15 protein-coding genes are annotated in these 13,533 nt (G+C 67.1%); 8 read left to right on the top strand and 7 right to left on the bottom strand.

All coding sequences use genetic code 11. The features are described 5' to 3' along the window. Positions 1-87 precede the first annotated feature (87 nt). From R9J51_RS19525 to R9J51_RS19515, 3 genes are read left to right on the top strand one after another with little or no spacing between them, the layout of a single operon-like run. Entirely contained in the window at positions 88-1,119 is a 1,032-nt protein-coding gene (locus tag R9J51_RS19525) for an aminotransferase class V-fold PLP-dependent enzyme (RefSeq protein ID WP_179505448.1), read from the top strand. Then, the gene (locus tag R9J51_RS19520) at positions 1,116-2,201 is read left to right on the top strand and encodes a cysteine desulfurase family protein (protein ID WP_179505447.1); all 1,086 of its coding nucleotides are present in this window, start codon (positions 1,116-1,118) and stop codon (positions 2,199-2,201) included. The genes R9J51_RS19525 and R9J51_RS19520 overlap by 4 nt, the downstream gene beginning before the upstream one ends. Before the next feature lie 5 nt (positions 2,202-2,206). Then, positions 2,207-2,539: a 2Fe-2S iron-sulfur cluster-binding protein gene (locus R9J51_RS19515; RefSeq protein ID WP_168556634.1), complete on the top strand. Its 333-nt coding sequence runs from the start codon at positions 2,207-2,209 to the stop codon at positions 2,537-2,539. Positions 2,540-2,682: 143 nt separating this feature from the next. Here the strand turns inward: R9J51_RS19515 and R9J51_RS19510 are convergent, their stop codons facing one another. From R9J51_RS19510 to R9J51_RS19480, 7 genes are all read right to left on the bottom strand, one after another. Next, on the bottom strand, positions 2,683-3,519 hold the full coding sequence (locus R9J51_RS19510; RefSeq protein WP_218847442.1) for a hypothetical protein: 837 nt from the start codon (positions 3,517-3,519) through the stop codon (positions 2,683-2,685). 11 nt (positions 3,520-3,530) lie between these two features. Beyond that, on the bottom strand, positions 3,531-5,057 hold the full coding sequence (gene rmuC / locus R9J51_RS19505) for a DNA recombination protein RmuC (RefSeq protein WP_179505445.1): 1,527 nt from the start codon (positions 5,055-5,057) through the stop codon (positions 3,531-3,533). An 89-nt stretch (positions 5,058-5,146) separates the two neighbouring features. Next, complete coding sequence (gene def, locus R9J51_RS19500) at positions 5,147-5,713, bottom strand: peptide deformylase (RefSeq protein ID WP_169475903.1); 567 nt, start codon at positions 5,711-5,713, stop codon at positions 5,147-5,149. A gap of 93 nt (positions 5,714-5,806) precedes the next feature. Further along, positions 5,807-6,496 carry an ATP12 family protein gene (locus R9J51_RS19495; protein WP_179505444.1) on the bottom strand — a complete coding sequence of 230 codons (690 nt, stop codon included), beginning with the start codon at positions 6,494-6,496 and terminating at the stop codon, positions 5,807-5,809. Between the two features lie 15 nt (positions 6,497-6,511). After that, on the bottom strand, positions 6,512-6,727 hold the full coding sequence (locus R9J51_RS19490; protein WP_179505443.1) for a hypothetical protein: 216 nt from the start codon (positions 6,725-6,727) through the stop codon (positions 6,512-6,514). 3 nt (positions 6,728-6,730) lie between these two features. After that, positions 6,731-7,393, bottom strand: coding sequence for an HAD-IA family hydrolase (locus tag R9J51_RS19485; RefSeq protein ID WP_179505442.1), 663 nt, complete (start codon positions 7,391-7,393; stop codon positions 6,731-6,733). Next, entirely contained in the window at positions 7,390-8,733 is a 1,344-nt protein-coding gene (locus R9J51_RS19480) for an RluA family pseudouridine synthase (protein WP_179505441.1), read from the bottom strand. The genes R9J51_RS19485 and R9J51_RS19480 overlap by 4 nt, the downstream gene beginning before the upstream one ends. A 186-nt stretch (positions 8,734-8,919) precedes the next feature. On the opposite strand from R9J51_RS19480, the gene rpsU reads away from it, so the two are divergent. The 5 genes from rpsU to gatB all read left to right on the top strand — a co-directional run bounded on the left by rpsU (position 8,920) and on the right by gatB (position 13,503). Continuing rightward, complete coding sequence (gene rpsU / locus R9J51_RS19475; RefSeq protein WP_011446475.1) at positions 8,920-9,126, top strand: 30S ribosomal protein S21; 207 nt, start codon at positions 8,920-8,922, stop codon at positions 9,124-9,126. Between the two features lie 209 nt (positions 9,127-9,335). Then, positions 9,336-9,920, top strand: a complete 585-nt coding sequence (locus R9J51_RS19470) for an FKBP-type peptidyl-prolyl cis-trans isomerase (protein ID WP_168556642.1) — start codon at positions 9,336-9,338, stop codon at positions 9,918-9,920. Positions 9,921-10,046: 126 nt separating this feature from the next. Next, positions 10,047-10,349: an Asp-tRNA(Asn)/Glu-tRNA(Gln) amidotransferase subunit GatC gene (gene gatC, locus R9J51_RS19465; RefSeq protein ID WP_168556643.1), complete on the top strand. Its 303-nt coding sequence runs from the start codon at positions 10,047-10,049 to the stop codon at positions 10,347-10,349. A 171-nt stretch (positions 10,350-10,520) separates the two neighbouring features. After that, positions 10,521-12,005 carry an Asp-tRNA(Asn)/Glu-tRNA(Gln) amidotransferase subunit GatA gene (gene gatA / locus R9J51_RS19460; protein WP_179506570.1) on the top strand — a complete coding sequence of 495 codons (1,485 nt, stop codon included), beginning with the start codon at positions 10,521-10,523 and terminating at the stop codon, positions 12,003-12,005. A 1-nt stretch (position 12,006) separates the two neighbouring features. Beyond that, the gene (gene gatB, locus R9J51_RS19455) at positions 12,007-13,503 is read left to right on the top strand and encodes an Asp-tRNA(Asn)/Glu-tRNA(Gln) amidotransferase subunit GatB (RefSeq protein WP_179505440.1); all 1,497 of its coding nucleotides are present in this window, start codon (positions 12,007-12,009) and stop codon (positions 13,501-13,503) included. The last annotated feature ends 30 nt before the right edge of the window (positions 13,504-13,533 follow it).

Here is a 13,533-nt window from a genome sequence, read left to right as displayed (position 1 = left end):
CAGGGCAGTGCGCGGTCGGGGCTGGGCATGGAACTGGTCGCTATATAGAAACGAACCCTACAAACGCAACTTTTCCGGGATTTCTCGTTGTCGGTCTCGCTTTATTTCGATCATGCGGCCACCACGCCGCTGCTGCCCCAGGCCCGCGCGGCGCTGCTGGAGGGGCTGGAGCGCTGGGCCAATCCGTCCAGCCCGCACGGGGCGGGCCGTGCTGCGCGCGCTGCGCTGGAGGATGCGCGGGCCCGGATCAAGGCGGCGCTGGGCTGGAGCGGCGAAGTGGTGCTGACCAGCGGGGCGAGCGAAGCCCTGGCGCTGGCGATTGGCCGGGCCAAGGCCCCGTTGCTGGCGGTTTCGGCCGTGGAGCACGAGGCGGTGCTGCGCCTTGCCGGCAGCGCCGCGCGCCTGGCGACAGATGGGCTGGGGCAAGTCGATCCGGCAGACTGCGCGCTGCGCGGCCTGGTGGCGGTGCAGCAGGTGAACAACGAAACCGGGGTGATCCAGCCGCTGGCCGAGGTAGCCCAGGCCGTGCGCGGCGCGGGTGGCGTGCTGCTGGCCGATGCGGCGCAGGGCGCGGGCAAGCTGGCGCTGCCCGAGGCTGACCTGATTGCCATTTCCGCACACAAGTTCGGCGGGCCGATCGGCATTGGTGCGCTGCTGGTGCGCGATTGGGCCTTGCTGCATCCCACCGGCGGGCAAGAGCGCGGCTATCGCCCCGGCACGGAAAACCTGCCGGGCGCCCTGGCCATGGCCGCGGCCCTGGAAGCGGGCAATGCCTGGCTCGACGGCGTGCAGGCCCTGCGCGCGCGGCTGGAAGCGGCGCTGGTGGCAAGCGGCGCAAACGTCATTGCCGCCGATGCTCCGCGCCTGGCTGCGATCGGGGCCTATCGCATGCCGGGCAAATCGGCGACGGCGCAGCTGATCCGGTTTGACGGCATGGGCATGGCGGTTTCGGCGGGGAGCGCCTGCTCCTCTGGTTCGCTGCGCACCAGCCACGTGCTCGATGCCATGGGCGTGGCGCAGCCGAACGAAGTGATTCGCGTCTCGCTCGGGCGGGAAACCACGGCCGAGGCGGTCGACCGCTTCGTGGCCGCCTGGCGCACGATTGCGGGGCTGGCATGATCTATCTCGATTACCAGGCGACCACGCCCCTGGCGCCCGAGGCGCGTGCCGCCATGCTGCCCTGGCTCGCCGGGCCGGAAGACCCGCGCGCCGGCTATGCCAATCCGCATAGCCCGCATCGTCCGGGCCGTGGGGCGGCAACGGCGGTGGAAGCGGCGCGCGCCCGCGTCGCCGCGCTGCTTCCGCCCGGTGGGCGCGTGATCTTCACCTCTGGCGCCACCGAGGCGCTCAACCTGGCCGTTGCCGGCCTGGGGCAACGACGCCTGGCGGTTTCGGCGATCGAACATGCCGCCGTGCTCGATACCGCCCGCTTTCACGATCCTGCGCTCACCGTGCTGCCCGTGGGGGCAGACGGGCTGGTCGATCCCGATGTGCCGATCCCGCCGGGGACGGGCCTTGTCGCGGTGATGCAGGTCAACAACGAAATCGGCACGGTGCAGCCGGTGGCCGATCTTGCCGCGCGCGCGCATGCCATGGGCGCGCTGTTCCTGTGCGATGCCGTGCAGGGGGCGGGCAAGCTCGCGGCGCCCGAAGGCGCCGATCTGGTGGCGATTTCGGCCCACAAGCTGCATGGCCCCAAAGGCATCGGCGCGCTGTGGGTGCGCGATGGCCTTGATCTGGCGCCCCTGGTTCATGGTGGCGGGCAGGAAAGCGGCCTGCGCTCGGGCACGCTCAGCCCAGCGCTTTGTGCCGGCTTCGGCGTGGCTGCTGCCCTGTGCACCAGCCTGTGGAAAAGCGATGGGGAACATGTCGACGACCTGTGGAAACAAGCCCTTGGCCTGTTCGAAGGCTGGACGTTGAACGGCAGTGCGACGCAGCGCTGGCACGGCAACCTGAACCTGCGCCGGCCCGGTTTAGACGTTGGCCGGCTGTTGTCGGAATGCCGCACTGTGGCATTTTCTGCAGGATCGGCCTGTGCCAGCGGCTCTGGCAGGCCCAGCCATGTCTTGCGCGCCCTGGGACTTTCGGACAGGGATACCAAAACCGCGATCCGCATCGGTTTCGGACGTTATACGAGGGCAGAGGAACTGGAGGAGGCTGCTGCCGTACTGAATGCGGCAGCGCATGCGCAGGGAGTCTAGTGCTTATGGTTCGCGTCACCTTCCTCACCGCCGATGGCCAGAGCGTCGTCGCCCAGGGCGAGGCGGGACAACGCCTGCTGGAACTGGGCCAGAATGCCGGGATGCCGCTAGAAGGTACCTGCGAAGGCCAGATGGCCTGTTCCACCTGCCACGTGATCGTGGCGGCGCAGTGGTTCGAACGCCTGACCGATGCCTCAGAAGACGAGGAAGACATGCTCGACCTGGCTGCCGGCGTCACCCGCACCAGCCGCCTCGCCTGCCAGATCGTGCTGGACGACGCGCTCGACGGCCTGGAAGTGCGCGTGCCCGCCGAAGCGCGGGACATGCAGCCGCGTTGAGATTGTTGGCTACTTTTACTGCTATGCCCGAAGAGGCGACGGAAGTTGCCTGGCAAATGGGCGCAGCGTTCTCCACAAGCGGCAGCTAACCACCGCTCCATCCCCGTTCAGGCTGAGCTTGTCGATGTCCCCGGCGCGAGGCCTCAGTCCCCCGCCACCAAGGCGCTGATCCGCCAGTCCTCGCCCTTGCGTTCGGCGATGATGCGGCGGGCGAGGAGGCTGCGTAGGCGGGCGGTTTCGATATAGCCCTTGCGCTGCGGCTTGCCGGTGATGACGGCGGTATAGCGCGCCGCCGGGTTGTAAGCCGGCGTTGTGGCGATGGTGACGAGCGACCAGTCCAGCTTGTCCACTTCTTCAGCCGTGTCGCTGGGCTTTGCGCGCAGCGGCACGCCTTGGCCGGTTACCAACATGGTCATGCCCGGATCGACTTCATCGGGCACGTTCCAGAAGAACCACGGCAGGACCACGAGATCGCCTTGCACGGCGCAGCCCAAGGGCAGGATGCGCGCCAGATCGGTCCAGACGGCCTGGCCGCTGGGCGCGGACAGGCGCTTTTGCAATTCGGCCGGACCATGGCCGCCGCCATAATCGAGCGTGACGTCGGGCGAGGACAATGCGGCCAGGGCTGCAGCGTCGCGGGCTTTGACCGCAGCGGCGAGCCGCGCGGCAAAGGCGCTCCAGCCGGGCAGTGCGGCGCAATCGTCGCGCGGGGGGAGAGCCATCGCGGGCAGGGCTGCTGCCGTATCGGCCGGTGTCATCGGCGCTTCGGGCGTAGGCTTGACCGGGAACGCCAGCGTCGGGCTGGGGCTTGGCTCCGGCACGCTGGGCGCCGGTTCGGGTGTGGGTTGCGCGCTCGGGGTGGCAGAGGGGCTATCGCTCTCTTGCGGCGTTGGCTGCCGTTGACACGCGGCGAGCGCCAGGCCGAGAGAGAGCAGCGCCACGCCTGCCTTGCGCGCCCATGGTTTCCGCTCGTTCGCCATCGCTTGTACGTTTACCCCGCAGCCGGTTCCCCGTCTACCGCAACGCCAGCAGGCGCGGCCAGTTCCGCCACCGTGTCTGCCGCGACATAGCGCGGGGCGGTTTCCACCAGAGCCACTTCCTCAACCTCGCGCTTGCCGATCTCGATGTGCTTTTCGCGCAGGCGCCGCCCGGCCGACAGGACATTGCGTTCAAAGCTGCCGACGAACTTGTTGTAGTTCACCACGGCGCTTTCCAGGCCGGAACCCACGCGCTTCAAGTGATCGGCGGCCACGGCCAGGCGATCGTAAAGCTCACCGCCCATGCGCCCGATCTCGCGTGCCTCGCGCGCCAGGCCATCCTGGCGCCAGACCTGGGCCACCGTGCGGCAGATGGCGACGAGGTTGGTGGGCGAGGCGAGCAGGACGCGGCGGTCAAACGCGAAATCCCACAGTTGCGGATCGCGTTCGAGCGCGGCGGCGATGAAGTGTTCGCCCGGCACGAACATCAGCACATAGTCGGGCGCTTCCTCGAACTGGCTTTGATAGGATTTGGCGCCCAGCGTCTGGATGTGGTTGCGCATGGACTGCACATGCGCGGCCAGGGCCACGCCGCGCGCGGTGTCGTCCGCCGCTTCGAACGCATCCTGATAGGCGTTGAGCGAGACCTTGGCATCGATCACCAGCAGCTTGTTGCCGGGAATGCGCACGATGGCGTCGGGGCGCAAGCGGCCTTCGTCGGTGTCGATCGAATGCTCTGTCACGAAATCGGTGTGTTCGGCCAGGCCGCACTGTTCCAGCACGTTGCGCAATTGCTGTTCGCCCCAGCGGCCGCGCGCCTTGGGGGCATTGCGCAGCGAATTGCCCAGCCGCGCGGCCTCGGCGCGGACCTGCTCCTGCCCTTCGCGCATGGCCTGGATCAGCCCGGTGAGATTGCCGAAGGCATCCACCCGCTCGCGCTCCAGCTTGCCGACCTGTTCTTCGTAGCTTTTCAAGCGCTGGTCCACCGGGGCGAGCAGCGCGCGCAGCGATTGCGCGGCCTTTTCCTCGCTCTGGGCAAAGCGTTCCTGCGCGCGGGCCATGAAGGCTTCCTGCGCGCGTTCCAGCACCTTGTTGCCGGCATTCTCGAACTCGCGGCGCAAGGCTTCCTGTGCTTCGATCAGCAGGCGCTTCTGCTCGGCAAAGTTGGCGGCATCCGCCTTCATCCGCGCCAGTTCGGCACGCAGGTCCTCGCGTGCCTGGCGGGCTTCGTGCAGGGCATCGCGCAGGCCATCGGCCTCGGCGGCGCGCTCGCTGGCGGCAGCCAGGCGGGATGAGAGGCCATCGCGCTCGGCCCGCAAGGCATCGCGCTCCGCCGCAACCTGCTCCACTTGCCGCGCGCGCTCGGCCATCGTGGCCAGATCCACCGCCATGGCCTTGATCTGCGCCTGCGCCTCGCGCGCTTCGCCCTCGCGCGCGGCGGCGCGGCCCTGTGCCTCGGCCAGGGGGCGCGAGCCGAAGAACCAGCCCAAGGCCAGGCCGATCACCAGCGCCACGATCACGAAAGCCACCGCCACGTTCACTCTCCAGTCAAGAACAGAGCGGGAACGTAAACGAAGCGGCCCGGCAACGCAATGTGCCGGGCCGCTTTATCCTCAATTGCAAGGGCCGCTCAGGCCACCTTGCGCAGCTTGTCCAGCTTCTTGAGCGCCATCTGGCGCTTGAGGCGCGAGAGGTGGTCGATGAACAGGATGCCTTCGAGATGGTCCATCTCGTGCTGGAGGCAGGTGGCCAGGAGGCCGTCGATTGCTTCCTCGTGCGTCTGGCCATCCAGATCCTGCCAGCGGGCGCGGATGCTGGCGGGCCGTTCCACTTCGGCGTAGATTTCCGGCACCGAGAGGCAGCCTTCGCGATAGATCGCATGTTCTTCGGAAGGATCGAGAATTTCGGGGTTGATGAACACCCGCGGTTCGCGGCGCACGGGCAGGTGGGCATGGCCACAGCCGTGGTCGTGGCAATGTTCCGGCTCGGCGTCTTCGTCCTCGGGCTGGAGATCGATCACCAGCACGCGCAGGGGCACGCCCACCTGGATGGCGGCAAGGCCGATGCCGGGGGCATCGTACATCGTGTCGAACATGTCGGACACGAGCGTGCGCAGTTCGTCGTCGAACTTTTCCACCGGAGCCGAGACCTGCTTGAGGCGCGGATCGGGAACTTCAAGGATTTCGCGGATAGCCATGCCGGCAAGATAGGCGTTGCGGCGCGGAGTCGCAAGGCGAGGGATTCGATCACGGTGATCGGTGGGGCGCCATTTATGAGTTCACGACCTAATTCACAAAAGGCGGGCAAACCTGGCGGCGGTGGCGAAGGCTTGGCCGCGCCGCGCGCGGTGGGCCTGGGCCTGTTCGTCCTTGCCCCACAACTCTGCCTGCCAGTCTTCCTCCACGCAGGCTGCATCCCATAGCGCGACGAGATCGGCTTCGGGATCGAGTGCAGCCAGGCCGATGATCAGCGAGGCTGCCAGGCTGGTGGTGTTGCGCAGTGCGGCCAAGGCAAAGGGCGAGAGCGGATCGAGCGCGGCGCGCAGGGCCGAGAGCGTCGCTTCGGGTTGGGGCTTGTGCATCACGCCCGAAACGCGGGTGAAAGGAACGCCATGCCGTGCTTCGGCCATGGTCACCAGCGGTTCCCACAGCAGGCGCTGCCGCGCGGCGAGCGGCTCGTCCGGCTCGGCGCGATAGCACAGCGTGTCCGTCTCGGCATAAGGCATGAGATCGGCGCGGGCGGTATCGGGGGCAGGGGCCACCACGTCGATCGCATAGTCCGCCATGTCGCGAAAGGCGAAGCGCGCGGTGTCGAGCGTTTCGCCCTGATCGGCCCATTCGGCAGCCATGGCCTGGGCAAGGGCAGCGCTGGGCACGATCTGGGGATTGCCACCTTGCGTTCGGATGCCGCGCCCATCCAGGCAGACACGAAAGCCGCCGTCTTCGGATGAGACGGTGACGTCTTTATAGAAGCGCTTCATGCCGGAGAAATCTCTTCAAGAATGCCGTTTCCAGCGCCGCACCAGCAAGCGCGGCGCGCCAAAGAACAGGGTCAGGCCAACAAGGGCGAGAGCCATGGCGCCCCACGGCGGCACGGCCGCCAGCCACGGCACGTTGCCCGAAGCGGCCATGGCGCCGATCATCACGATCAGCGTGCCCGAAAGGCGCACGGCCTGAAGCAGGGCGAAGCGGCCGAGGGCGGGATCGGCCATGTTTCAGCCCACCGCCTGGAGCAGTTCGGCCAGTTCGGCCACCGTGCCGGCCACGGCATGGGCCCCGGCGGCAAACAGCTCTGCCCGTTCGTGATAGCCCCAGTCCACGCCGATCGCGCGGACCCCGGCGTTGCGCGCCATGGCCATGTCGAAGGCGGTATCGCCGATCATCACGGTCAGCGCCGCCTCGGCCCCGGTGGCATCGAGGCAGGCCTCGATCATGCTGGGGTGCGGCTTGGACGGATGGCGATCGGCGGTCTGCAGCGTGACGAAGTGGCGGGAAAGACCGTGCGTGGCCAGGCAATGTGCCAGGCCACGGTCGCTCTTGCCGGTGGCCACGCCCAAAAGCCAGCCGCGATGCACCAGGTCTTCCACCAGGGCGGCGATGCCATCGTAGAGCGGCTCGCCCACCATGCCCGCCTCGCGCCGGGCGCGGAACGCATCCTTGTAGGCTTGGGCCAGCATGTCGTGCGTCTCCGCCTCGCCCTCCGGATGGAGGCGGCGCATGGCCTCCACCAGCGACAGCCCGACGATGCGGCGGGTTTCGCTGCGTGGCGGTGGTACCAGGCCCATGGCGTGAAAGGCCCCGTCCATCGCCGCGCCGATATCGGCCTGGCTATCGACCAGGGTGCCATCGCAATCGAAGATGGCCAGGCGCAGTGTCATCGTGCGGCGGGGCCTTTCGGGGCGGGGCGACGTGAAGGGGCCTTGGTGGGGGCCTTGGCCGGCGCCTTGCCAGCAGGCTTGGTCGCGGGCCTGGCCCCAGGCTTGGCAACGGCCTTTGCGCCCGGCTTGCCCGCAGGCTTTGCGCCGGGCTTGCCAGGCACCTTGGCGCGCTGGCCGGTGGGACGGCGCCCGCCGCCGGCGTCAGGGCCATCGGCGCGCTTGCGGCGTTCGCCGCGGCGTTCCTTGCGATATTGCTTGGCATGGGCCTTGGCCACGCGCTTTTCCTGCGTCTTGGGATCGACCAGCACCGGCGCTTCGAGCGGCAGGTCGCCTTCGCTTTCGGTAAAGCCGAGTTGTTCCAGGCTCTTGGCAAAGTGTTCCGGCAGCGGCGCGGTCACGTCGAGCAAGTCGCCCTCGGGATGCTCGATCCGCAGGCGGCGGGCGTGGAGGTGCAGCTTGCGGCTGATGCTGCCCGAAAGGAACGCAGCCTGGCCGCCATACTTGCCATCGCCCACGATGGGGTGGCCGATCGCGGCCATGTGCACGCGCAGCTGGTGGGTGCGGCCGGTGAAGGGCTGCAGTTCCACCCAGGCGGCGCGGTTGCCGGCGCGATCGATCACGCGATAGCGCGTGCGCGAGGGCAGGCCGTGCTCGCTTTCATCGACCATCATCTTCTCGCCGCCGGTGCCGGGCTGCTTGGCAAGGGGCAGTTCGATCATGCCGTCATGAATGTCGGGCACGCCCATCACCAGCGCCCAATAGATCTTGCGCGCGGTGCGGCCGGAAAAGCGCTTGGAAAAGAACGCCGCGCTGCCCGGCGTGCGCGCAACGAGCAGGACGCCGGAGGTATCCTTGTCCAGCCGGTGAACCAGGCGCGGGCGCGGCGCGTTGTCGGCCACATAGGCATCGAGCAGGCCATCGACATGCTCGAACGTGCCGCTGCCGCCCTGGGTGGCAAGGCCCGGCGGCTTGTTGATCACGATCGCGGCGCGATCCTGTTCCAGCACGATTTCCTCGGCCAAGCGGATCTGTTCCTCGGTCAGGGGCTTGCGCGCCCGCGCGCCTTTGCCGCCACCGGCCAGGGGCAGCGGCCCCCCGGCTGGCGGCACGCGCAGGGTCTGCCCGGCGGCCAGCCGGGTATCGACATCGGCGCGCTTGCCGTCGACGCGAATCTGCCCGGTGCGCGCCCAGCGCGACACCATGGCGAAACTCACCTCTGGCAGGTTGCGCTTGAACCAGCGGTCGAGCCGCACATCATTGTCATCGGGCCGAATCGTGAACTGGCGCACGGCATCTGAATTACCGGCGCCTTTGCCATGTGGGGCTTTAAAAGAGGTCATGGCCGCGCCCATAGGGCCTTTGCCCGCAAAATGCACGACATTGCTTGCCTTTCGCCGCCAGAATCACTATTGGGCGCCCGGTTCGAGCCGGTCCTGATCGGATTCGGCACGTTTTGTGTTCCTGGTATCTGGTGACCCCCGCGCGGCCGCGGGCTCTCGCCCGAAGCTGTTGAGGTATGTCGGTTTATGCAGATTCTCGTTCGCGACAACAATGTTGACCAAGCTCTTCGCGCCCTGAAGAAGAAGCTTCAGCGCGAAGGTGTCTATCGCGAAATGAAGCTGCGCCGTCACTTTGAAAAGCCGTCGGAAAAGCGCGCCCGCGAAAAGGCCGCTGCCGTGCGCCGCGCCCGCAAGCTGGAGCGCAAGCGCCAGGAGCGCGACGGCGCCAAGTAAGCCTCGATTGCGGCGGGTCGATCCGCTGCATTGAGCACTTGCGATAGGCCCTGTGCTGGGCCAAGAGGGCGCCGTGAATCACGGCGCCCTTTTCGTTGGTTCGAGCATGCTGGTTCGAATCGACGGGCAGGCACCGCCCGGGTGGCCCTCCATGGTCTGGAGGCCGCCTGACCAGGGAAAATCCAGAGGGACACCCCAGAGGGAAACCAATGTCGGAAATCACCCGCGTTCCGTTGCAGCCCGTCGCCAAGGGCTCGCTCGCCAAGGTTTGGCTGGGCGTGATCGTCGCCGTGCTGGTGGGCATCGGCCTGGCCTGGGCAGCGCGCCCGGTGCATTTCAGCGAAGTGCGCGTGATCGCGCTCAAGGAAGGGACGGGCAAATCGCCCACCACCTCTGACGTGGCGCTGATCAATTATGTCGGCCGCATTGCCAGCACGGGCAAGGAATTCGACCGTGGCGAAAACGCCGCGATGCCGCTGCAAGGCGTGATTCCCGGCTTTGCCCAAGGCCTTGCGCAGATGAAGGTGGGCGGCAAGTACCGGCTCGAGATCCCCGCTGCGCTGGCCTATGGCAGCCAGGCCATGCCCGGCCGCGATGGCAGCATTGCCGTGCCCGCCAACAGCGACCTCGTGTTCGACGTGGAACTGCTCGAATTCCGCTCCATGGCCGAGCTTCAGCGCCAGCAGGCCGCGATGCAGGCCTTGCAGCAGCAGATGCAGGCCCATGGCGGTGCGGCGGGCGCGCCCGGCGCCGTCGATGGCGCCGCGGCTGCCCCGGTGGCACCGGCCAACTGATCCGGATTCGCTGCGCCCAGGGCCCATGTCCTGGTGGCGCGGCGGTCCCACGGCTTGAAGGACACCGCGCGCGATGGTAGCGCGCGGTGTTCTTGTTTTTGGCAAACCCTGCATGAAAGGGACGGCATGTCCGTGAATACCGCCGACGTGGCGAAGATCGCCAGTCTTGCGCGCATCAAGGTGAGCGAGGCCCAGCTTGAGGCCATGGTTCCCGAATTGAACGGTATCCTCGCCTGGGTGGAGCAATTGGGCCAAGTGGACGTGACCGGGGTGACCCCGATGACCGCCGTGATCCCCAACACCTTGCGCCTGCGCGACGACGTGGTGAATGCCGACCCGCTGACCGGGGGCAATATCCGCGACGCGGTGCTGGCCAATGCACCGGTGGCCGAGCATGGCTTCTTCGGCGTGCCCAAGGTGATCGAGTAATCTTGGCGTTGCGCCAGGCGTGCTTCGAAAAGCTCAGCACGAACGGATGTGGGTTTTAGATCAATTCCCCGTTCGCCCTGAGCTTGTCGAAGGGCCGGCGCAGCACCAAGCTTCCAGTTTCCCACGCACGGACCCATATGACAGTCCATGCGCAACCATCGGTTCGAACTGATGACTGACCTTACCGAACTCGGCGTTGCCGCCCTCCGCGATGGGGTGGCCGGTGGCGCCTTTACCGCGACCGAAGTGGCGCACGCTTTCAACGCTGCGGTGGAAGCGGCGCAGGGCGCGCTCAATGCCTTCATCGTCACCACGCCCGATGCCGCACTTGCCGCTGCGGCCAAGGTGGATGCGGACCGCGCCGCCGGCCAGCCGCTGGGCAAGATGGCCGGCGTGCCGATCGGCATGAAGGACCTGTTCGCCACCAAGGGCGTGCAGACCACCGCTGCCAGCAAGATCCTCGAAGGCTTTATTCCGCCTTATGAAAGCACCGTCTCGCAGAAGCTGTGGGACGCGGGCGCGGGCATGCTGGGCAAGCTCAACCTCGACCAGTTCGCCATGGGTTCGTCCAACGAAACCAGTGGTTTCGGCAACGTGATCTCGCCCTGGCGCAAGGGGGATGACGTGACCCCGCTGGCGCCGGGCGGCTCTTCGGGCGGGTCTTCGGCCGCGGTTGCCGCGCGCATTGCGCCCGCCGCCACGGGCACCGACACCGGCGGCTCGATCCGCCAGCCGGCTGCCTTCACCGGCATTTCGGGCATCAAGCCGACCTATGGCCGCTGCTCGCGCTGGGGCGTGGTGGCATTTGCCTCCTCGCTCGACCAGGCCGGGGCGATGGCGCGCGACGTGCGCGATTGCGCGATCATGCTGGAGGCCATGGCCGGGTTCGATCCCAAGGATTCGACCAGCCTCGATCTGCCCGTGCCGGCGTGGGAAGAGGGCCTGAACGCCGATCTGCGCGGCAAGAAAGTGGGCATCCCGCGCGAATACCGCGTCGATGGCCTGGATGCCGACGTGGCCAAGAGCTGGGACGACGGCATTGCCTGGCTCAAGGATGCCGGCGCGGAGATCGTCGACATTTCCCTGCCGCATACCCAGTATGCGCTGCCGACCTACTACATCATCGCCCCGGCGGAGGCTTCGTCCAACCTCGCGCGCTATGATGGCGTGCGCTATGGCCTGCGCGACTTGCCCGAGGGCGCCAACCTTCAGGACATGTATGCCGCCACCCGCGCCGCCGGTTTCGGCGACGAGGTCAAGCGCCGCATCCTGATCGGCACATATGTGCTCTCGGCCGGCTTCTATGATGCCTACTACACCCAGGCACAAAAGGTCCGTGCGCTGATTTCGCAGGACTTCATGAAGGCGTTCGAGACGGTGGATGTGATCCTCACCCCCACCGCGCCTTCGGCCGCGTTCGCGCTGGGTCAGAAGAGCACCGATCCGGTGGAAATGTACCTGAACGACGTGTTCTCGGTGCCGGCGAGCCTCGCGGGCCTGCCGGCCATGTCGGTCCCCGCCGGCCTCTCGCGCGACGGGCTGCCGCTGGGCCTCCATGTCATCGGCCGTCCGCTCGATGAACAGGGCGTGCTGAACGCCAGCCTTGCGCTTGAACAGCGCGCACAGTTTTCGGCCAAGCCGGGTAAGTGGTGGTAAGATGAGCAGCTATCGTATCCAGGGCGCCACGGGCGAGTGGGAAGTGGTCATCGGGCTGGAAGTCCACGCCCAGATCACCACCCAGGCCAAGCTCTTTTCCGGTTCCGCCACCGCGTTCGGGGCCGAGCCCAACACCCAGGTCAGCCTGGTGGACGCGGCCATGCCTGGCATGCTGCCCGTGCCCAACCGCGAGTGCATCCGCCAGGCGGTGCGCACCGGCATGGCGATCGAGGCGCAGATCAACACCTGGTCGCGGTTCGATCGCAAGAACTACTTCTATGCCGATCTGCCGCAGGGTTATCAGATCAGCCAGCTCTATCACCCATTGGTGGGCGAAGGTTCGATCGAGATCGCGCTGGATGACAAGAACCCCGAAGCCGGCACGAAAGTGATCGGCATCGAGCGCATCCACGTGGAGCAGGACGCGGGCAAGCTGATGCACGATCAGCACCCGACGATGTCCTACGTCGATCTCAACCGTTCGGGCGTGGCGCTGATGGAAATCGTCAGCCGTCCGGATATGACTTCGCCGGCCGAGGCGGGGGCCTATCTCACCAAGCTGCGCCAGATCCTGCGCTATGTTGGCTCGTGCGACGGCAACATGGACCAGGGCTCGATGCGGGCAGACGTCAACGTCTCGGTGCGTCGCCCCGGCGAGCCGCTGGGCACCCGCACCGAAACCAAGAACGTCAACTCGGTGCGCTTCGTCATGGCCGCGATCGAGCATGAGGCGAGCCGCCAGGTGGACGTGCTGGAAGCCGGTGGCAAGATCGTGCAGGAAACCCGCCTGTTCGATCCGGGCACGGGCACCACGCGGTCGATGCGCAGCAAGGAAGACGCGCACGACTATCGCTATTTCCCCGATCCCGACCTGCTGCCGCTGGTTCTGGACCAGGCGTTCCTCGATGAATGCCGCGCGTCCTTGCCCGAACTGCCCGATGCCAAGCGCGCCCGCTATACCGACGTGCTGGGCCTTTCGCCCTACAACGCAGCGGTGCTGACGGCGGACGTGGACACGGCCGCCTGGTTCGAAACCCTGATCACGGCGAGTGCTGCCAAGCAGGGCAAGGACGAAGCCGCCGTGGCCAAGCAGGCGGCCAACTGGCTGACCAGCGAACTGTTCGGTGCGCTCAACAAGCTGGGCAAGGGCCTGGAAGACAGCCCGGTCTCGCCCGAAGGCGCCGCCGAATTGCTTAGCTTGGTGGGCGACGGCACGATTTCCGGCTCCATCGCCAAGCAGGTGCTGGAAAAGATGCTGGAAACCGGCGACGGCGCCGCCGCCATCGTGGAACGCGAAGGCCTCAAGCAGACCACCGACACCGGCGCCATCGAAGCGGCGGTTGACGCCGTGCTGGCCGCCAATGCCGACAAGGTGGAACAGTATCGCGGCGGCAAGGAAGCCCTGTTCGGCTTCTTCGTGGGCCAGACGATGAAAGCCATGGCCGGCAAGGGCAATCCGCAACTGGTGAACCAGGTGCTGAAAGCCAAACTGGGGTGAATTGGTCAGGCCCCCTGCCTCAGATCGGGC

It is taken from the genome of Novosphingobium rhizosphaerae (assembly GCF_050920675.1).
In the GTDB taxonomy this organism is placed as follows: domain Bacteria; phylum Pseudomonadota; class Alphaproteobacteria; order Sphingomonadales; family Sphingomonadaceae; genus Novosphingobium; species Novosphingobium rhizosphaerae.
The sequence above is the reverse complement of the archived record's forward strand: the minus strand, read 5'-3'. Positions and strand labels throughout refer to the sequence as shown.